At 44.1% G+C, this 19918-nt stretch carries 17 protein-coding genes and 1 tRNA gene; 8 read left to right on the top strand and 10 right to left on the bottom strand.

Annotated elements, in window-relative coordinates; all coding sequences use genetic code 11:
* The first annotated feature begins 71 nt into the window (after window positions 1–71).
* Window positions 72–1127 (top strand): Gfo/Idh/MocA family protein, encoded by a 1056-nt coding sequence (locus tag ACR8BL_RS10945; protein WP_434752631.1) that lies wholly within the window; start codon window positions 72–74, stop codon window positions 1125–1127.
* Window positions 1128–1242: 115 nt separating this feature from the next.
* On the opposite strand, the gene ACR8BL_RS10950 is transcribed toward ACR8BL_RS10945, so the two are convergent.
* The gene (locus ACR8BL_RS10950) at window positions 1243–2562 is read right to left on the bottom strand and encodes a glycoside hydrolase family 125 protein (protein ID WP_434752632.1); all 1320 of its coding nucleotides are present in this window, start codon (window positions 2560–2562) and stop codon (window positions 1243–1245) included.
* Between the two features lie 432 nt (window positions 2563–2994).
* Between ACR8BL_RS10950 and ACR8BL_RS10955 the strand changes: the two genes are divergently transcribed.
* Window positions 2995–4056, top strand: a complete 1062-nt coding sequence (locus ACR8BL_RS10955) for a LacI family DNA-binding transcriptional regulator (protein WP_434752633.1) — start codon at window positions 2995–2997, stop codon at window positions 4054–4056.
* Between the two features lie 96 nt (window positions 4057–4152).
* On the opposite strand, the gene ACR8BL_RS10960 is transcribed toward ACR8BL_RS10955, so the two are convergent.
* From ACR8BL_RS10960 to ACR8BL_RS10975, 4 genes are all read right to left on the bottom strand, one after another.
* Window positions 4153–7116, bottom strand: coding sequence for a P-loop NTPase fold protein (locus ACR8BL_RS10960; RefSeq protein WP_434752634.1), 2964 nt, complete (start codon window positions 7114–7116; stop codon window positions 4153–4155).
* 313 nt (window positions 7117–7429) lie between these two features.
* Window positions 7430–9061, bottom strand: a complete 1632-nt coding sequence (locus ACR8BL_RS10965; RefSeq protein WP_434752635.1) for a hypothetical protein — start codon at window positions 9059–9061, stop codon at window positions 7430–7432.
* Window positions 9042–9764: an RNA polymerase sigma factor gene (locus tag ACR8BL_RS10970; RefSeq protein WP_434752636.1), complete on the bottom strand. Its 723-nt coding sequence runs from the start codon at window positions 9762–9764 to the stop codon at window positions 9042–9044. The genes ACR8BL_RS10965 and ACR8BL_RS10970 overlap by 20 nt, the downstream gene beginning before the upstream one ends.
* A 14-nt stretch (window positions 9765–9778) precedes the next feature.
* Window positions 9779–10294, bottom strand: coding sequence for a mismatch-specific DNA-glycosylase (locus tag ACR8BL_RS10975; RefSeq protein ID WP_434752637.1), 516 nt, complete (start codon window positions 10292–10294; stop codon window positions 9779–9781).
* A 120-nt stretch (window positions 10295–10414) separates the two neighbouring features.
* Here ACR8BL_RS10975 and ACR8BL_RS10980 point away from each other — a divergent pair, with 120 nt between their 5' ends.
* The 4 genes from ACR8BL_RS10980 (at window position 10415) to ACR8BL_RS10995 (ending at window position 13576) form a co-directional block, all read left to right on the top strand.
* Window positions 10415–11335, top strand: coding sequence for an AEC family transporter (locus ACR8BL_RS10980; RefSeq protein WP_434753086.1), 921 nt, complete (start codon window positions 10415–10417; stop codon window positions 11333–11335).
* A gap of 259 nt (window positions 11336–11594) precedes the next feature.
* Window positions 11595–12662, top strand: coding sequence for a WXG100 family type VII secretion target (locus tag ACR8BL_RS10985; protein WP_434752638.1), 1068 nt, complete (start codon window positions 11595–11597; stop codon window positions 12660–12662).
* 16 nt (window positions 12663–12678) lie between these two features.
* Window positions 12679–13161, top strand: coding sequence for a hypothetical protein (locus tag ACR8BL_RS10990; protein WP_434752639.1), 483 nt, complete (start codon window positions 12679–12681; stop codon window positions 13159–13161).
* 67 nt (window positions 13162–13228) lie between these two features.
* Window positions 13229–13576, top strand: coding sequence for a hypothetical protein (locus ACR8BL_RS10995; RefSeq protein ID WP_434752640.1), 348 nt, complete (start codon window positions 13229–13231; stop codon window positions 13574–13576).
* A gap of 141 nt (window positions 13577–13717) precedes the next feature.
* Here ACR8BL_RS10995 and ACR8BL_RS11000 read toward each other — a convergent pair whose 3' ends face one another.
* From ACR8BL_RS11000 to ACR8BL_RS11020, 5 genes are all read right to left on the bottom strand, one after another.
* Complete coding sequence (locus tag ACR8BL_RS11000) at window positions 13718–13969, bottom strand: hypothetical protein (protein WP_434752641.1); 252 nt, start codon at window positions 13967–13969, stop codon at window positions 13718–13720.
* A gap of 252 nt (window positions 13970–14221) precedes the next feature.
* Window positions 14222–14776: a GNAT family N-acetyltransferase gene (locus ACR8BL_RS11005; protein ID WP_434752642.1), complete on the bottom strand. Its 555-nt coding sequence runs from the start codon at window positions 14774–14776 to the stop codon at window positions 14222–14224.
* Window positions 14777–14932: 156 nt separating this feature from the next.
* A complete protein-coding gene (locus ACR8BL_RS11010; protein ID WP_434752643.1) occupies window positions 14933–15727 on the bottom strand; it encodes a nucleotidyltransferase domain-containing protein in 795 nt (264 codons plus the stop codon).
* 28 nt (window positions 15728–15755) lie between these two features.
* Entirely contained in the window at window positions 15756–17249 is a 1494-nt protein-coding gene (locus ACR8BL_RS11015; RefSeq protein ID WP_434752644.1) for a TROVE domain-containing protein, read from the bottom strand.
* 192 nt (window positions 17250–17441) lie between these two features.
* Window positions 17442–17524, bottom strand: a tRNA-Asn gene (locus ACR8BL_RS11020).
* A 242-nt stretch (window positions 17525–17766) separates the two neighbouring features.
* On the opposite strand from ACR8BL_RS11020, the gene ACR8BL_RS11025 reads away from it, so the two are divergent.
* Window positions 17767–19122, top strand: a complete 1356-nt coding sequence (locus ACR8BL_RS11025; protein WP_434752645.1) for a helix-turn-helix transcriptional regulator — start codon at window positions 17767–17769, stop codon at window positions 19120–19122.
* Window positions 19088–19912, top strand: a complete 825-nt coding sequence (locus ACR8BL_RS11030) for a WYL domain-containing protein (protein WP_434752646.1) — start codon at window positions 19088–19090, stop codon at window positions 19910–19912. Before ACR8BL_RS11025 ends, ACR8BL_RS11030 begins: the two co-directional genes overlap by 35 nt.
* Window positions 19913–19918: the final 6 nt, after the last annotated feature.

Consider the following 19918-nt stretch of genomic DNA (forward strand, 5'->3'; position numbering starts at 1 on the left):
CCCAGAAAAAACAAAACATAAAATACAACGATCACATGTACTGTTAACATCTATGCAAGGGAGTTGAACACATGACCTACCCTTATCGGGTTATCATCGCAGGCTGCGGAGCAATGGCAAACACCTGGGCCGACTACGCCAAAGAACGACCAGATACCAAAATCGTGGGACTCGTTGATCTCTACGAAGAAACAGCATCAACGTTTGCCAAGCGTCACAATCTATCCTGTCCAACATTTACAAATATTCGTGATGCCCTTCAAGCCGTCGATGCCAACATTGTATTTGATGTGACCATCCCTTCCAGCCATTATGATATTGCTATGACCGCGCTACAGGCAGGCTGTCACGTCTTTGGCGAAAAACCGCTGGCAGAATCCTTCTCGGACTGTACGGACATCGTGCAAACCGCTCGCAGTACAGGGCGTATTCAAGCGGTCATGCAGAACCGCCGTTTTGATCCACACATTCGCGCCTATCGGCAGCTGATTTCCAGCGGAACCATTGGACAGCCGGGATATGCAGGCGCTGATTTCTTCCTCGGGCCGCACTTTGGCGGATTCCGTGACCTTATGGACAGCCCGTTGTTGCTGGATATGGCGATACATACCTTTGATCAGGCGCGTTACATTCTTGGAGCCAATCCCTTGTCGGTGTACTGCCACGAATTCAATCCTCCAGGGTCTTGGTATAAGGGCAATGCGATGGCCATATGCATTTTCGAGATGTCCGACGGGTCTGTATTCGACTACCGTGGATCCTGGTGTACCGAGGGTGTGCCAACATCCTGGGAAGCAAATTGGCGTGTGACGGGTGAAAAAGGCACCGCCATCTGGGATGGTCATGACAACATCTATGCTGAAGTGGTCAACACGCTCACGCTAGAGGAAGATGGCAAGCCATCCTTTCTCCAGCGCAGTGAACGCATTGAAGCCGAGCTGCCGGTAATGGACAAAACCGGGCACCACGGCTGTCTTGAAGAAATGTTTGCTGCACTTGAAGAAGGACGATTGCCCGAAACGGATTGCAGTGACAACCAGTACAGCATGGCTATGGTTCTCGCTTCCCTTGAAAGCGCACGTATTGGACAAAAGGTGCTCATTGCCGATTTGTTGAAAAATGGATAAGCGCGCCGTTTGATCAACTGTTTAATGTCGTAGCCAGAAGGAACAACATATAATCAAAGCCCACACCGCCGCGTTCTCTGGCAGTCTGGGCTTTTTATTTTTTTGGCACTTTCTGCTACAAAACCCCTTTTTTCATCGCCTTGTACACCAGCTGCGCAAACAAACTGTTGGACCAAGCGAACCATGGTCGGGTATACGTCTCCGGCTTGTCGGCATGAAAACCTTCATGCATATAACCCGTCCCCGCGTCTGTACTTTCCAGCACATCAATCATGGCCAGCATCTCCGCGTCATTGTCTGCCGTTAACCCTTGCATGGATAACGCCATGTGCCAGATGTATCCTGGAGGCGTGTGCGGACTGCCGATGCCTTTGGCTGCTTTTCCTTCATAATAATACGGATTTTCTTTACTCAAAATAAATTGCCGTGTGTTCTGATACACCACATCCTCCACGGAAGCATACCCGATATAGGGGATCGACATCAAGCCTGGCGTGCCTGCATCATCCATCAGACAGACGTTGCCATAACCGTCCGTTTCATACGCATAAATTGTTCCATACACCGGATGACGATGGGTGCCGTACAGGGCAATGCCGTGCCGGATCTCTTCCTCCAGATGTGCCATACGGCTCACTAGCTGTTCATCACGGAACACCCATTTTGCAATTCCCCCCATCTGGCTTAGTGTAACTGCGGCGAACATATTCGACGGAATGTTATAGTGAAAGTCACAGGCATCGTCGCTTGGACGAAAGCCCGACCAGATCATGCCCGTATAGTTTACAGGCATACCCAGCCCTTCGTTGCGGAGTGTATCGTGAGCCGGACAGTTGCGCCGCATGAAACGATACGTAGATTGCTCTCCATGCCGCTGCTCCGTTTCCCAAAGGCACACGATCTGCTCCATGACCCTTTTAAAACGTTCATCAAAGATGTCGGTAAGCTCGGTCTCACGCCAGTATGTATATGCCAGCTTCATCGAGAAACACAGGGAGTCCAGCTCAAACTTCCGCTCCCATACCCAAGGCGACATATCTGTCTCATCATTGGCATCCCAATGCCAGCCGTTAGCCGTTTCGTTAAATGCGTTCGCATAGATGTCTACATCGGCATAGAACGTATGTCGCTTGATCAACCCCCCGATAATACGTTGCAGCTGCACATCATGCTTCGCCAGCGGAACATAGTGGATCACTTGCTCTACCGAATCACGGAGCCACATCGCCGGAATATCCCCCGTAATAACAAAGGTTGTACCATCCTCTAATAACTTGGTGGTCGTTTCAAGTGTGTTCGGGAAACAATTACGAAACTGCGCCAGTAACTTGGGTCTGTGCTGTAATTGCTCATCTGCTTCAGCTAATACATCCAGGACAGCTTGAGGCAATTCAAGATCAGGCATCGGGATTTTCGGTAATCTGAACTGTTCCATGGAAGAACACTCTCCTTTTGATCACTATATATATAAGTTAAGTTAGAGAGTTTACATCTGCACTCCGATGACAGAATAACCTTTCACTCGCTGTTATCCCCAGATTTTTTTGATTCCCTTTTAAAAGGGAAAATCCGGTGATAAAGGCGCAGCCTATGCTTCCGATGTAGCTTTCTTTCAGAAAGCTTTTAGCTCCGCTTCTCCAGGTTTTTTCTGTCCTCTCCGTTCCTATGTAAACTATTCATCTTATATAGAACTCTCAATAGCATATTGTTATTTTTGTTATTATGAATTACAATAACGTTATCACCCTGTAAGTGTACCTGTTCCACGAGAGCACGTCAATTCACTAATCAACCAAAAACATAAGTCATTCGACTATGTATAAATTACATTACGAATCATCTATCTGTTCATCAAAGGAGTAACGACATGTCTCGAAAAGTATCCATCCAAACGCTGGCTGACCAGCTTGGTTTGTCCAAATACGCCGTATCCCGTGCGCTCAGCGGTAAAACCGGTGTCAGCGAATCCACACGTACACGCGTATTGGAACTTGCCCGCGCGCTGGGTTATCGTCAGAATACACCCGGCTCGGCAAGTCATGTTACCCATACAAATCAGGCAGATGCAGCCGAGCCTCCCTTTGCCCTGATCTGTATGAATCAGCTCAATCGAGGTGAGCCTCACTATTGGCAGCGTGTCCTGTCAGGCATCATCACAGGTTGTAACGAACAAGGCTGGCATCATGTTATTGTGTCGCCTTCACTAGACATATCCGGCAAGGAGATTCCCTCTGAAAAAGCAATCGCCCCTCATGTAGACTGGTCACGCTGTGCCGGGATCATCGTAATGGGTTCCTTCCCCCACACGGTACTGCAACGACTCGTACAGACTGAACGCCCGATGATTTTGGTCGATCATCAGGAGCCCTTACTGAACTGTGATACGATCAGCCATGATAATCTGGAAGCAGGAATAACCGCAGCCAGATATCTCATATCGAAACAGTGCAAACGCATTGGTTTGATTACCGATGATGGACGTGCGGCCAGTTTTGCGCAGCGCAAGATCGGGATCGAGCTGGCTTTGAATCATTTTCATATGGAAGCAAGCGAAGACGTTCGTTTTCAAACTTGGAATGTGGACTATGAGAACGGGGACTGGGTGAACAAGCTCGCTGCTATTATGAAAGACCTGCCAGCAGGAGAACGCCCTGATGCGTGGATTGGAGCGAACGACGATATTGCCTTACATTGGATGCAGAAGCTGCAACAGATTGGATTCTCCGTACCCCAGGATGGTCTGGTGATCGGAATCGACAATGTGTACACTGCGGCTACCTCTTCACCCCCACTGACAACCGTACATCTATGCAAAGAGGAGCTGGGACAACGTGCTGTTGAGGCTTTGCAGCGCCGAATCGAACGCCCGGGTACACCAAAGGAAACTGTCATGTTATCCACCACCCTGATTCCAAGGGAGTCGGCTTAAACCAGAATATCTAGAAACAAGTCAGGAATAATTTCAACCAAAAAAGAGGACCAAATCTTAGGTCCTCTAAAGAGCTACTAACAATAGAATTAACTCTTAACTTTGGGATACCAGCTTTTCTACTAAGATCCCACAATTTCTCCAATACAGTTCACTGTAAATATTTTCATTATGCTTTCCATCAATAATTTTATAAATTTCACTTATATATTGAGAAGTTTCACTAGATAAAGGATTCATGCCTACTAATTTATTTATTTGTATGATTGTATCATGAAAATAATGATAAGTTTCGCTTGGTTCACTAGCCCTATTTGGTGTTAGGATTAGATAATGCATTTCCCTAATGGTTTCTTCTACTTCTTTTAATGAAGTTAAGTACTTTGGTTTAACCTCATAGAGATCAGAAAACCTCCCTTTAGACAAAGAATCAAAAATAACATAATGACAAGAAAGAAGTTTTATAAAGAGATTAATACGCCGTCGACAGTATGTTAGTGCTTTTAAGACCTCTGGTTTTAAGTTATCAAGTTGATTTATTTCGTCCAATATACTAACCACATTGTTCTCAAACCAATCTAGATCAGTTACTGATTCACTATCGTCTTCTTTTCTACTTAAACCGGAGTACTTCTCCAACGTATCGTTTAATTTTTTCAAATTAGTTACGCCTTCCGCTAATTCAGAGAAGAAATTTAAATATCTTTTTTTATGAATAATCTCAGAAGTAGTAATGATTAGCTCGATATCTCCGAAGAAAGATCGGATCAAAGATTGTTCGAGATTATTAAGAATACTATCTAATCGTATCTTCTCATTATTATCTTCAAATATGAAAGGCTTTGAAGCGACTTCCTTAGATAAACTATCGAGAAAAGAAGGGGCTATAGTTAATAAATTTACAGTAATCGTTTTATAATCAAATAATTCAAGAATCTCTTTTGCTTGCACTTTCCCCTGTTTAAGTAAAGATATCATTACATCAAAAACTGTTTCCAGACGCTTTTTAACAAGATTCATTTCCTCTATTCCTATTTTATTCTTTATTGCTTCTATAAAAGGCAATATTTCATCAATAATAGTGATATCAGTAAGTAATGCACTTTGATTATCTATTAGTCTTAACCTATGTTCGGTCTTAGTTATGATTTCTTGTAAATACTCTTCTTCATCTGTTCTTTGAAATAGAATCACATGATACAATTTAATTTTCATCTCTTGAAGAATAACATCACTTTCTCTAAAGAGATTTTTAGATACATCCTGTAGCATGTGTTCTTTGATTACTCTAGATTCAGATTTCGAAAGATAATTATTCATATTTCCAGATCTAATTATTAGTTCATATTCTTCTTCAAATAAGTATTTAATCATTGCTATGTTGAAAACAATACGATGAAGCTCTGCCTTTTTTGCATTTTCAGCAAAAAAGGGAGTCCTCTCATTTTGATGAAGTTTGTCCAAAAACATGAGAGCTTCTTTTGATTCTCTTAAGATACGTTTTAATCTTCGTGGATTATTTATTTTTTCTTGAAACAGTTGAAGTTCATTCTCATATTTTTTTAATTGAATTTCAAAATCTTGAAGATTATTATCTTCCTTACCCTTCCGTTGTAACCTCTCTTGATGCCCCTTGTGAGTTTTATCAAGGATAGAAAGAATTCCTTTTTCTGCTTCGTCCATATGTGTTATAGCTTTATCCTTTAATATATCCATTACATCTGAGATAAAACTTAGAGAACCGTTCTCTATCGACAACAGTTTTTTTTGATTTAAATAGTAAGTCAAAATCTCTCGATAGCTTACTTTTTCTAGATCAAATCGCTTCCCTATGAACTTATCCAAATATTCGTGCGTAATCTTCTCACCAATTACTAAATTATAATTCATTAGAAATAAAACCCCACAATATTTGAAATCGACCAGCTCTTTTATGAAAATTAATGTTTCAAACATCGTGTTTTTTTCCACTCGGTCAAAGTCATCAACTACAATATATAGCCTACGCATCTGTCCTTTTGATGAATATGCCAACATTTGATGTATGTCCTCTTCAAGACGCCTTTTCGTTTCTCTAAACTCCTCATTTTTCTCATTCTCGAATACACCTAAAATTTCTACGAAAATATCAATTTTATTATTCTCTACTAACTTTCCAAATTGCTCGATATATTTTTTGATAGCGCTGCCCTTACCTGTATATATTCCACTATCCTTTAAAATCACCTCAAGTTCGGAAAAGAAAAAATTGATAAGTTTTTCTCTGGTATCAGTAATTGTTGGTTTAAGGAATACAACTTTATTTTTATCCTTTTTCAGATCAGAGGTTAAAACCTGAATTAAGCTACTTTTCCCTTCACCAAAAGCTGCATTAATTGCTAATGCAAAAGGCTCTTGATATTCCTGGGATGTCATGTAGCTTTTTATTCTTTCTAGCTCTCTCTTTCGAGTAGGGAATAATTGGTCTGCGTTTTCAACTTCTTGGTCAGCCTCTTCTCCAGCTTCATTTAGAGAATGAGGCATTGTTGATGTAACGTTTAATGAATTATATATACTAAAAAGAATAAACAAAATACTGATTAAGTTAATACAATCGACAATTTCCCAATTTGATGAAACTATAGTAAAAGGAACCGAGACAAGTCCGGAAAAATATAAAGCCTGAATTAATCTCCATTCAAGCTTCCTCTTCGTTTTCCAGTACAATACTCTCTCTTTTACATATGATATAACTATAAAATAAGTGATCAAAATAATTAGAGGAGAACCACTCAATAATACTTCAACCCACTTTATATTCGGAGAAATAACCAATAGTATCCATCCAATTCCACAAACAAACAATATGTGGTATACAAAATGGGAAGTTACCCGCCACTTAAAATCTCTATATTTATAGATAGATATCATTATGTAATAAACGGCTAAAATAACTAAGACAATTAAAAAAAAAGCTTTATGCATAACGTATGCTGCCACAATACGCATAAAAAAGGCCTGCGTTTCTATTCCTAAATCCCTAAAAAAAATTGTTAGTAAATCTGTCATCCTTTCATCCAAAAAAAAACCTCCACTGTAATCAGTTTCATTAACCTTAATGCATCGTACGTAACAGAATATCGTTAAATAGAACAAGATTCTCTATATTACCTGAATCATACCATACAAAGGATTTTGATCAATAGAATTACTGGAATTAGACCTCGATCATGCTACTAGCAATATTTAATTGAAAGACAGCAATAGAGAGCCAGATTTATTTAAAAAGACCCCATTAGATGAAATGGGATCTCTCGTCTCGTCTGCTTAAATTAGAACCTAACGAATTAGCACTAAATTTGATTTTCTTAATACTTTAATTGATAGCCTACTGTTATCGATCCCATGGCATACTTGGATCACTCGCAAGGTTTACTTTCCAATCCACATCCCGGAAATCACGATGCACAACCGTTCGTTTTAACGTCAACTTCGTCCCCTGATCCGTTGAGAATCCATGAACAATCAGCTTCATATCATTGACAACGTACTCTTCATTCAGATTGGCTGGTTCTCGAATACCCATCACTTCAACGGGATACTCTTTCCCTGTAGGGTCCGTTGCGATCCACTGATCACCATAAAACTCATTTCGGAACAAAGCACTTCCTTCCAGAACAAGAGAAACTTTATCCCCTGATCCACCTTTTGTCTTGTCATTCGATGACTGCCCATGCTGATAATTGAAACTGCGTATATCCATCTGATCTCCAAGAGAATTAAATGAGGCAAACGTATAGAACTTAGATTCCTTACTAGCCTTATCCAGATCAACCTCCATCGTCTGTTCCTCTTTCACAGGAATCGTGTAACCGTCCAGGACAAAGCGAATATTGTCCGCATTCAGTGTTACCAAAGACGGGTCCCATGTCTCCGATAGCTTAAGTGAACCTCCCGCACTCACTTGACTCAAATCCCGATAACGGAATTTTGCCTGACGTGCATTAGGTCTGCCCCCGTTGAAAATGCGATATTCTCCCGTGTCCATCATTGAAATATGATACAGAATATCCATATCCTTTGCCCAATCTTCTGCTGCTCTAGCGCGAAGGCCTTCGTTCAGATTCACTTCCAGATCAAGCCGAGTTCCGTTTGGCGTCTGCACCAGTTCCGTCATAGCCAGTTCCAGCCCTTCCGGTGTTGTGTATGATGCATTCATCAGAGTTTCTTTGGACATCGCTTTGGCTTGGGTCATATCCAGTTTGAACTGGAAGTTCCAGTCTACAGTGACCTTTTTGTCCGTATCGGTTTTGGTATTCACATCAGAGTCGTCCCCTATATTTAAATGTCCAAATTCTCCACGAACAGCGACTTCATCCGGGATGTCTCGATGCAGCTGAAATACCAGTTTATTCAGAGAGCCGCTACCTTGCCTTGTATCACGAGCAAGTTCAGCAACGTCTTTACCGTTTGTATCCGTAATGTGGATATCCTCTGCTTTGGAGTCCAACAGATACATTTCTGTCCCGTCAGGTGCCGTCTGCTGCAGCATAAGTATAAGTTGGGAACCATCTACAAGCACATCTTCAATCTTGAGTCTATAACCCTGATCATCGATATTAATGTTTGGGTTCACCACAAGCCCCAGCGGTTGAAGCCTTTTATAGTCGTCCGCCAAATTGGCATACCTCAGAACTTCCGGGACAGGAATATTAGGCAAAGGGGGAATATTAACTGCGTTTACAGGTGTTTGAACAGGCTTTTCCGTTGTGCGATCCCAAGCAGCCCAAGTCCCTCCTGCAATAAGTATCGCAGCCGCTGCGGCGATCCCCGTTCGATAAACCCATTTGCTCTTATGCGACTTCTTTGCTTCCCAAGGCACCTGCACATGAGGGTCTTCCATAGATATATGATCCAGCTTCTGCATCACTTGTAATGTAAAATCTGCATCCGGCCCCTCGCGAAACAGTTCCTCCTCCCACTTGCGATCCTGCTTCTTCTCCTGCTCATTTGAAATGGGCTTCATAAGACGATAAACCTCCTTTACGTTCCATCTGCTTTCTCAGCATTTTCTTCCCTCGATAAAGTGCATTACGTACTTGTGCGTCACTCATATCTGTAATGGTGGCGATCTCTTCATAACTTAGCTCATTCGTATATTTCAAAAGCAATACCAGACGGTATGTTTCCGGCAGCTGTTCAAGCTGACGATGGATTTCCCGCTGCATCTCCTTATGCAGCAGTCGTTTCTCAGGTGTTTCCTCACTGACAGAATCGATCTTCTGATCGGCGGTTATCACCGGTTTCCTTTTTCGCATATGATCCCTCATGATGTTCACCGCAATGCTATACACCCAAGCCGAGAAACTACTGCCCGCTCTCCTGGTCGGCAAATATCGGTAGATTCGAATAAATGTATCCTGCGCAAGATCCTGTGCATCCGGGTGACTCGCGCCCATTCCGCGCATGATGCCGTAGACTTTATTTTTATATCGATCCACGAGCACACTAAACAACTGTTTATCCCCATCTATAATGCGCTGAGTCAGTTCCTCCTCTGGTATCAGATGTGTCATGTAATCCCCCTTCTCTACAGCGTCCATGCATGGTTCTGTACTATATAGACGGAAGCCACTCTCGAAACCTCTCACGTTATGATCAAAAAAGAATCCACCCTCTCCGGCCATCGCCGAACGGGTGAACTCACACAACGGAACTCTATCTTGCATTACGCCGATTTTTTCTAATCTCTACCGTTCTTCTCTGCTACAAAATCCGCGAGCTGGGCATAGATTGCCACAATCTCCTCTATCGACATGCGCACAAGTCCGCTGGAAGAAGGTGCAACGAACTCCTGAATTTCTTTCACGACCGGGTCATCCTGGAATCCCCACTCTACTTTGGATCGTTTGCTGTACTGGGTATATACACCCTTGCCGACAAAACAAGCAATATCCGGCCTGAATGTCTCCAGCTTTTTCCGCAAAATCTCGCGCCCCTCCGCATACTCTTCCTTCGTAATATCCTCCATGCCTTTGGTTGGACGGGCTACAATATTGGTAAAACCATAGCCCAGCTTCAGCAGCTCTCCATCCTCTGTTGCATCATACAGCCGCGGGGTCAACCCGGAACGCTCCAAAATGCGCCAGAAACGGTTGCCTTTATACGCATAATGATGGCCAGTTTCTCCTGAGGTAATGCTGGGATTGAAGCCAATAAACAAAATCGATAAGCCAGTATCCAGATGATCCGGGATCATAGGGTAACACCTCCTGAACTTTTTTGACCAAATGCCCTTGTTGCTGTGTATAAAATGATATAATGATCGAAGTGTTTTCCGTAAAGATTTGAAATTTTCATGAAAAAGGAAGTTAAACCAATGATTGCAGACATCATGATAGAAGTCGTCCTGCCCGTCTTTCTCCTGATTGCTGTCGGGTCCTGGATGCAAAAGGTGTTCAAGCTGGACTTGTACACCCTCGCCAAAATCAATTTCTATTGTATTACCCCAGCTGCCGTCTTTATGAGCATGTATCACTCGAATATGTCCGGTGAGCTGCTTGGTACGGTCACGCTTTTCTACGCCATCTATGTATTCATTCTCTATATCATTGGCTCTGTGGTCGCCCGTACATTCCGCATGAATAAAGGCATGAAAGCTGCCTTCAACAATAGTATCATGCTGGATAACGCAGGTAACTACGGTCTGCCGATTAACGCACTGGTATTCAGGGGTGACCCGCTCGCCTCATCCATCCAGGCACTGGTCATGTCCTTGCAGGCTCTGCTCACCTTCACCTATGGTGTTCTGTCCATCCAAGGTGCGAAGCTCAAGGGGAACTATCGTGCAGTCATTATCGGTTTTCTGAAAATGCCTGTACCGTATGCGCTGCTGCTGGGCATTCTGTTTCAGGCTTGGAAACTGCCTTTGCCCACGTTTTTGTCCATGCCACTCACCTATGCGCAACAAAGTATGGTTGCCGTCGCACTGCTGACACTCGGGGCACAAATCGTGAAATATCCAATTCGTCTATATCGTCTTGATGTGTATATTAGCACATTTTTGCGCCTGCTGATTGGCCCGGCGATTGGAATTAGTATCGTGCTGCTGCTCGGACTTGAAGGCATAGCTGCTCAGGCTCTCATTATCGCATCCGGCATGCCTACTGGGGTCAACTCTTCCATCCTCGCCGAGGAATATGACAACGAGCCTGATTTTGCTGCTCAGACAGTGCTGATCTCCACGCTACTTAACATTATTACCATTACCGCACTGATTTCGTATGCAAAAACGTTCTGAATAATTAACGTAAGCTCACATTCCTAATTAGGGATTGTGGGCTTTTCTCATTTAGCTTCATTCGTCCCTTTTACAGCTATTAAGTCTTAAGGCAATCTCTTTTCTAATCCGACCTTAGAACTATTTCGCGCGTCAAAAGGTTATTATCCGTTGCGAAACTACGTTTCGTCCCTTAAAATTATTGGGTAATCATTCATGGAAATTTATTAAACTCATTTTATCTACATATGTTCATTATCTTTTCCACGAGGTGAATGTTGTGACAAGAATTGTAGTACCACCTGAAAAGCTTCAGGAAGTTTCAAACCAGTTTGCTCAGGCTGCGGAACAAAGCCGAAACATGATCAGTAACCTGAGCAGACATATTAGTTCATTACAAAGTCAGTGGTCTGGAATCACGCAAGAACATTTCTTTCAGAACTTTCAAGTGGCACACCGGCAAATGACGAACTTCTCCACCACTGTATTTTCGATTGGCACAGAATTGAATACGATTGCCACTCGTTTCGCCCAAGCAGATCAGTCACAAGAACAAGGGGTTAATACGAATGGAGGTCAATCCAGTTCTGGCAAAAATGTTAAGACAACGCTATCAGATCTGTACGATCAAGGAAGCAAGTCTTGGGATAAGTTTAGCGGGATTCATGGTAATGTAGGAATGTTCGGAACGGGTATATATTCGGCTTTGGCTACGTCTATGGTGCTTTCCAAAACGGTTCATTTCAAGGTAGATCCCCGTAACTCTTCTCGCACCAAAATTCATAATGCTCCATGGGTGAAAGGTAAAGGGGATTCCTTCTTAAGTAACATGGCGCGTAAACTCGATAAGCAATTCCGCAACCCTGGTCTGGTTATGAAAGGGCTGAAGGGTTTTGATAAACTTGCTGGAAAATTAAGAATTGGCGATATCGGACTTGGATTCAACAAAGCTAACAGCTTTGCTCAATGGACCCGTAATGTGATTGCGGGCGTAAATAAAGGCCAATATGGCATGAAAACTTCCCAGATCCCTAAGATGATCAGCAAAAAGCTATTCCCAATTAATGTCGGGCTGAATGTGTGGGATGAAGGGGTCAAAACGGTTTCCAAGTATAAGGAAGGTACCTTAACCAAAACGGATCTTGCCGTCTCTGCATCCAATATTGTGATTAAGTCTGCTTCTGCAGGAGCCGGAGCAATCGTTGGTGGAACCTTATTATCCTTTGCAGGACCTGCCGGAACAGCAGTCGGGGCATACGTAGGTGGAGCCATTGGCAGTTACGCAGGTAAACATATCGCCTCAGCGGCTGAAAAAGGAATTAGGTGGGTAAGTAAACTCTTTAAATAATATCTAGGGGGTATCCATGCAGTACGTTACATACCAACGCAAGTTTGCTATACGTCAGGCATTCATTTCTGCTCTATTTATCATTGCTGGATTTGTCTTGATTGGTGACGTGATCTTTGGTGAGAATAGTCCTCTCTACATTTTTTATTTTTGCAGTGCTGCCTTCTTAAGCTTTTGGTTTGTTGGACGTCTGTTTGTATGGAACATCAGGAGGGTCTTTGGCTCCAATGTATTGTTTGGCTTCGATGAATCTGGCTTGATGACCAAATCTGGTGAGCATCTGCCTTGGAAGGAGATTCAAACCATTCAATTGGCTGCACCGGGAATAAACAAATGGATTCAACCCACCCCATCCTACTATGACTTGAAAATGGTTGATGGACGGAGCTATAAAATCTTTACGTACAGTCTACTGAAACATCAGGAGAACAACATTCTTAAAAAGCTCCGCAAAACCTGGAATGAAAATAAGTCACCGTCCAAAAAACAAATGAAGTAACGGACGCTTGTTTGATTTGTTCTGTTGTACTACCCAATCATCTAAACAAAAGAGGGGGATTACACTCATGACTAAACCTCTACATACTTCATTAGAGATCTTCACGAGTGATTGGGGGCTTCCCGCGGAATCGCGTGAGTTACTATCACGATGGCATGAGTCCTTTGAAACGTCTGAACGCCAAGTAGACAACCTAAGTATCATTCGTTATACCAGCGACCAAGCAGAGATACCTTTACCAGATCAAGCACTGCTCATGCTTCATACCAATCAAGGCTTCTGGAGCATGGCCAATGATAACTCTGACAGCAAAAATGATGCCAGCATCGAGATTACTCAGCATTCCGAAACATCTCTTCGTCAACAATTGCGAGCCTGGATAGATCGCTTCGCGACTCCTGTCTCCCATTCTTAGACATATATCCAAGACAAAGAAGTCCAAATGCAACGACTTACCGCTGCGCTTGGACTTCTTCTATTTTACAACTATTAGAGTGCTTGTCTGATGTTATCCTAATAGTCTGATAAACCTTCTTGTTAGAAGGCCTACGATCAACTATGATTCAACCGTGGTTCGATCCGGGAACTTGCCGCCTTCTCTGAACAAACATCGCACCAGCCACTGAGCTGTCCGATTGAAAAAAAAGCTGGGACTGACTCCGTCCACTTGGACAGGCTCCAGTTCCTTCACACTTTCCTTGACTTTGTTCATCTCAATGAGTCCCATCTTCCGCTCATCTGGTCCGAATCGATAAATAACCTTTTCATCGTCCTCCGTCTGTTTCACCAGCAAAATCAATGACGCCATACAGGTTACCCCCTCGTTACGTAGTGAGATTCCAATGCTATTCACTCCTTCTATAATTATTACCTAGAATAGAATGATTTCATATAGGGCTTTGGTTCGTTAGACTGATCCAATAATCCCATACTTCCCTATAAAAAAGAGGCCCTTTAGGCCCCAATCTTCATCTTGTAACATCGGTGACTTGTTTTTATTACATGAAATCACACCATAACATTATTGCTTATTTTGTCTAAATTATGTTGTTATATGAAGTTATTTGTATTTTTTTATCACATTATGTTCCGGATTAACAAGCCATGTATACCGTTCCTTATGCGTATACACTTCCCGGGCATTCACAATGGAAGGAATCACATCTTCCCCCTTATAAAATACTCTTCCAGCCACCTTCTGAATCGGTACATGATAAGAAATGCGCAAAGCTCTCATCAGCACTGGCTCCAGTAACATTGCATAATAACTGATCTGGTTCATCTCCGCATAATGTACAATTGCAGACAATAAATCTGTAACATATCGCCCACGGAAGGTAGACAAAATAGCCAGTTTATCGATCTCTGCCATGTGTCCCAGTTCTCTCTGAATGAGGGGATGCTCCAGAAATGGGCCGATTTTATTAATAAGACTTTCTTCGGCGTAAGGTTTGATCTCAATCGAACCAACATACTGCCCCTCCTCCGTAACCACCACATACCGTTCTAGAAATGCCTCTGAGAACTCAAACTCAAATCCCTTCTCGTTCCAGACAGTTGTCCATATTCCATTGAACATAGCCAACTCCAATTCATTTTCTACTCGTTTAAACATTTTCTTCGCTTCCTTTCTGAGTCTTTTTATTGGAAAACTCACCATTACTATCGGTGCACAGAAAGTTGCTATTTACAAAAAAAAGGAATGTAACAGGGATGAAAAATCATCCCATTACATTCCTTTTCGCGTTTGATTCATTGATCTTACTAAGATTTACTTCCAGACCTCCTGCACAGCGGATTGGAAAATCCGGTTTAACACATCAATTTCCACAGTCGCTTGTCCTTCAATCCCGGCAGCACTCTGCTCCACATGTGCAATCTGAGCAGTAATGTACTTTTGAATAGCTGGGAGCTGCGGCTCCATATCCATCTCCTCTCCAGCTTTTTTCCGGCGCAGCAGATCATGAATCTCGGTATAAAGCGGTGTACCCGCTGGAATCAATGTCTCTACGAGTTCATCAAATGCCATCGGCGGCATGGTCTCATAACGTTCAATCCAGCCACAGGCCAGAAGCGGGCGCAGCACATAAAAGTATTTTTTGATCTTCACCTGCTCGCCCTGCAAGTAATCACGAAAATTACCTTTGGCCATGTTCAGGTAGTGATACATACATGATTTCGGTGAAAATGTCAGCGGTGACAACGCACGAATCTGCTCGGCGACGCTATACTGCTCATCATACTGAATCGGAGACTGCAACCACTCCAGCAGCGGCGGGTTAGATTTGCGGAACAGCTTTAATGCTTTGCGTATATCCCATCCGTTAATATCCAGCTGGTCGCTGATTGGACGTTCAATAACATCCCGCTGCTCCTCAATCGACAGATACCACTCAAGCGGTCTCACATAAATAAAACGTACATCGTAGTCACTGTCCTGCGAAGGAAATCCCCACGCCCGGCTGCCTGACTCACAGGCATAGATAATGCGAACTTGCTCCTCCTGCTCAATCTGCGCGAGCTGCTTGGCGATAATATCTCTCATCGTCTGATCTACATTACTCATCCTTGTTCTCCTCCTACTCTGCCTTCATCTAAAGTTGAATTTTCCGTACACGTTCGGCAATCGTCTCATACCCTGTTGCTGTCTCAGCAATATATGTCAGTACGGCTTCACTCCAGCCATAGATATAAAAGGTTTGACCATCCCGCGGCGGAACCATCACTTGCCGGTAAGGGGTGATATCTACAATGAACGCCTGTAGCCGCGGATTCATTGCCCGTCGATACCGTTCAAGCTCGGCATAAAATGGACTGCCTTCATTCTGCTGTTCATCGGTAATCATAATGATACGATCCACCCTCTCCTCAGACTCCCGCAACTCCCGGACAGGTCTTCCTGTATCCGTTCCGCCTTGTGCACGAATCCGATCTGCCTGAGTAAGTATACCCTCATCCAGCTTGGGATGAGCATCCTCAACCTGTTGATCGAATAACCAGAACAGTGAATTGCCCTCGGTTTGTTTGTACAGCGCCAGTGCAAGCACAGAACCGATACGTAAGTAGTCTCCCTGCATGGAGCCTGAGCGATCGAGAAAAATAGCCGTTCTCCCCGTCAGCCTTGGCAGATTGTGAACGGACAGCTCTACGGCCTGCTGCAATGCTTCCCTCAGTTCTCCTCGCTGTACCGTCTCATATGCTTTGACGAAGCGAAAAGGCAATATCCGCGATTGACGCAATGCCTCGGCATCGGTCAGACGGCGTGTGACGTATGCGATATTTTTCTTTTTTGCAAAAACTCCGGCACGATCCATCGCATTCAAATGGCGCAGTAGCGCAAACATGGGCATCTGGAGCATCAAAGCTTCCCAAATCTGAGGCGTTAGCTGAAGGATCGAGGTCACGACCGAATACGGCAGTTTCCCTTTCTCAATCTGGTGGAGCTGACTGGCGGGGTTACGTGTCGTTTTCAGTTTCTCCAGTGCCTGTAGTTGTGGGAGGTCTACCAGACTGGTCTCATGCCCCCGCAAATAACGGAATAAGGCTTGTTGCTTCTCATCCTTCGGCTTGGGATGTGCAGTGGCAACCATATCTCCCAGACTGTACCCACGCCCACGTCCATTGTATTTGATTGCCCAGTATTCACTGATCCCGTTCAGAAACTGATTGACTTGACGCTTCACTGCACGTCCTCCCTGTCCCCGCCCGCTTCCTCTCAGAATCGTCAGAAAATCGGCCAGATCGGCTGGTGTCTTCACCACATGAGAGAAAACCTGTGTGAACTGCTTTGGATTAATTTTGGACAATATCGCGAGTCCGTATAAAGGCTGTAACCGCATGAACCCTTCATTTCGAGCATATACCAGAGCCTTTGCCATGAAACCTGCGTCCAGTTCAGCCATCTCCTGATGGCTGCTCGCCGCTTCTTGCATCAGCTGTTGTTCATCTGCATAAAACGTATTGTTCATCGTATTGGTCGTCAGCATCTGAATATATTGTTCCTCGACCAGTCGCTCATAAGCTGCATAGCCATCATGATTATGTACTATAGATTGAGGTGTATTAAATAATGATTTGGCTTTACTCATCACACATAACCTCCCTACGAGTAAAATGCTGTGATTTATCTATGTGAAACATTAGGATTATCTTCATCAACGCTTTGGGTAAAAGCGTCTGATCTAACGTTATCGGTTAATATTCTTCGTTGCTCTAGAAGGTTTCCGAGGAAAAAGGGGGAAGGTTTTACCTGCTCTACCGCTGAGCTACACCGCCATAACCGGCGGCGATTGGATTCGAACCAACGACCTGGTCGATTAACAGTCGAAGTAACCCTCCCAGGCGCCTCGGAAACAGATCAGCCGAGCTTCTGTAGCGCCCCGCTTCACATCCTTATTATGCAATGAAACCTTCAACCACGAACATGGTGAAAGTATGGCGACTTGGCGTGAATTAGAGTGAGTTGCAGTAACTTGGAGTGAATTGAATTGCAGTAACTTGGTCTGAATCGACGTGACTTTGAACGAATTCGAGCAACTTTGCCATGAAAGAAGGCGTTTATCTTGATACAATGAAAAATACATAGTCCAATCGGGAGTGAGACAGATGGCTAAAGAAAGCTTTGACAAAGAAATTCAGTTCCTGCGTATGCTGTCTCTGACCAGCGGCGCATATAACCGTCAGCAGTATGCCAAACGGCTTGGCATCTCTGTACATACTTTTGATAAAACACAGCGCAAGCTGCGAGATATTCTTCAGAGCCTGATCGACCAGCGCACAGACAGTGAAGTAGGTCCAGAGATCAACGAACTTGTTCGTTTCCAGTACGGCGAGTCGGCCGAGCCGCTACTGCTCTTCCTTTTTCGCGCCAAATCCATGAAAGAAACGGAAGTGGAGCGCTTGTCCGTCATTTTACATACCCTACAAGACTCCGCGCTGACCGCGATGGAATTGCTGGATGCCTGTTGCGCTGACCTTCCGGAAGAACTGGCACTACCGGATGAGAAAACCATCCGTTCAGATCTGAAGTATCTGGGGGAAGTCGGTGTCATTCGCAAAGAACCAGGCGGACGCCCCTATCGGTATGCCTTACGACAGGATGTGCTGACGCAGCTTACACCAGAAGAGCAACTGGAGTTATACGACTTCGTTGACATTATGGCGAACACACAGGTTCCATCGGTGCAAGGATATCTATTGCGGGATAGTTTGAAAAAAGTGATTACTACAAGTTATCCGCAAGAAGAAGCGACGGAGCCATATATTTATAAGTATCATTATTATTCACGCATTCTGGACGAAGCGCATCTGTATACCTTACTTGGGGCAATTCGGCAGCGCAGACGTGTGCAGTTTCAGTACTTTTCGCCAAAGAGACCTTCCAGCTATAGCTCGCAAAATACAAACCCAAAGTTTGAACGGGAAGCTGGCGGAAGCTCCAATCGCATCATTCCGATTGAAGTGGTATATGATCACCAGTATGGCCGTTGGTATGTCATCGGGTATCAGAGCCGGCGAAGATTCGTGAAGTTTCGGATGGAGGGCATCACTCAGCTGGAGGAACTTCATCCCATTGAAGAAGAGCATATGATTGCTCTGAAAAGAGAGTGGGCCGAGATTAGCCAGTACAGTTGGCTTGTTGATACAGGCCGCACCGTGACGGTGCAAGCACGCTTTTTCCATCCGAGCGACGGTATGCGCAACTTTATTCTGGATCGCGTCCGCCTGCAAGGACAATGGGGTACGATTACGCCGGAGACGGATCATAGCTTTTTATATGAAATTCGGGTAAACGGTACAACAGAGATTAAACCTTGGCTGCGTAGTTTTGGCTCAAGCTGTGAGATTCTGGCTCCGAATAAGCTGCGCGAGGAAATGATCGAGGAATGGAAGGAGATTGCGGCGTATTATGAACCTGTTCGAGAAAATGTTCAATTACCAGATCATGACGAGACTGAATGAAACCGGACTGTTCACCTGGACTTCACAGGAACGGGCCTGGCTGCGCATGATGATGAAATATCCGGCTGCACAAGAAGCGCTGAGTTCGACCACTTTAGCCAAACTGAACAGCATGCTCCACGATGAGCAGCACCTGAATCTGCAGGACTACCTGACCGAAAAAGCTAAAAGCGAAGAAAGCAGTGTCTCTCATCCCTTACTGAGGCCTTTACGACATATGATTTTGAACGGTGAGGGGTTTCAACTGACAGGTCGTATCCGCAGCGGGCGTACAAGTCAGGAGCAGTTGGGCTTCCCGTACAAGCTGGAATATTCCATGGTCAAAAAGGAATGGTATGTGCTATGGTATGCCCCAAACTATGCCAGATTAATGTGCACCAAGCTGCAGAGCATCACCAAGCTGGAGCCCATATCCATTAAACCGGAGGCTGCAGCTCAATACAAAGAAAGCATCGCCCTGATCACCGAGAAACGCAAAACGTCAATCACCATCGAGGTGTTGCCTGAATTCAATGCAGAATTGTCTCGTATTCTCTATGCCTTTTCTTGTTTTGAGAGAAAGGTTGAATATAACGAGGCAAACCATGTGTACCGGATTCTGCTGACGGTTCCGCGAAACGAGGTTGATTACGTGTTGTCCAAAATGCGTTTTCTCGGCAAGCGCGTTCGTATCATGGATCATTCAACTTTACAGGATCGAATGTCAGAGACTGCCGCCAAAGTGCTGGCACGTTACGCTCAGTCTGATTCTGGACAGGTGCATAATGAAACAGTTGCGCAAGGCGATTAGCGCACA

Origin of the sequence: Paenibacillus amylolyticus (genome assembly GCF_051136285.1) — a bacterium.
GTDB classification, from domain to species: Bacteria; Bacillota; Bacilli; order Paenibacillales; family Paenibacillaceae; genus Paenibacillus; species Paenibacillus amylolyticus_F.

Excerpts from the sequence above, each read along its gene's own strand:
- ACR8BL_RS10945 (WP_434752631.1), top strand. The coding sequence starts at position 72 with ATGACCTACCCTTATCGGGTTATCATCGCAGGCTGCGGAGCAATGGCA.
- ACR8BL_RS10950 (WP_434752632.1), bottom strand. The coding sequence starts at position 2,562 with ATGGAACAGTTCAGATTACCGAAAATCCCGATGCCTGATCTTGAATTG.
- ACR8BL_RS10955 (WP_434752633.1), top strand. The coding sequence starts at position 2,995 with ATGTCTCGAAAAGTATCCATCCAAACGCTGGCTGACCAGCTTGGTTTG.
- ACR8BL_RS10965 (WP_434752635.1), bottom strand. The coding sequence starts at position 9,061 with ATGAAGCCCATTTCAAATGAGCAGGAGAAGAAGCAGGATCGCAAGTGG.
- ACR8BL_RS10970 (WP_434752636.1), bottom strand. The coding sequence starts at position 9,764 with ATGCAAGATAGAGTTCCGTTGTGTGAGTTCACCCGTTCGGCGATGGCC.
- ACR8BL_RS10975 (WP_434752637.1), bottom strand. The coding sequence starts at position 10,294 with ATGATCCCGGATCATCTGGATACTGGCTTATCGATTTTGTTTATTGGC.
- ACR8BL_RS10980 (WP_434753086.1), top strand. The coding sequence starts at position 10,415 with ATGATTGCAGACATCATGATAGAAGTCGTCCTGCCCGTCTTTCTCCTG.
- ACR8BL_RS10990 (WP_434752639.1), top strand. The coding sequence starts at position 12,679 with ATGCAGTACGTTACATACCAACGCAAGTTTGCTATACGTCAGGCATTC.
- ACR8BL_RS10995 (WP_434752640.1), top strand. The coding sequence starts at position 13,229 with ATGACTAAACCTCTACATACTTCATTAGAGATCTTCACGAGTGATTGG.
- ACR8BL_RS11000 (WP_434752641.1), bottom strand. The coding sequence starts at position 13,969 with ATGGCGTCATTGATTTTGCTGGTGAAACAGACGGAGGACGATGAAAAG.
- ACR8BL_RS11005 (WP_434752642.1), bottom strand. The coding sequence starts at position 14,776 with ATGTTTAAACGAGTAGAAAATGAATTGGAGTTGGCTATGTTCAATGGA.
- ACR8BL_RS11010 (WP_434752643.1), bottom strand. The coding sequence starts at position 15,727 with ATGAGTAATGTAGATCAGACGATGAGAGATATTATCGCCAAGCAGCTC.
- ACR8BL_RS11015 (WP_434752644.1), bottom strand. The coding sequence starts at position 17,249 with ATGAGTAAAGCCAAATCATTATTTAATACACCTCAATCTATAGTACAT.
- ACR8BL_RS11025 (WP_434752645.1), top strand. The coding sequence starts at position 17,767 with ATGGCTAAAGAAAGCTTTGACAAAGAAATTCAGTTCCTGCGTATGCTG.
- ACR8BL_RS11030 (WP_434752646.1), top strand. The coding sequence starts at position 19,088 with ATGTTCAATTACCAGATCATGACGAGACTGAATGAAACCGGACTGTTC.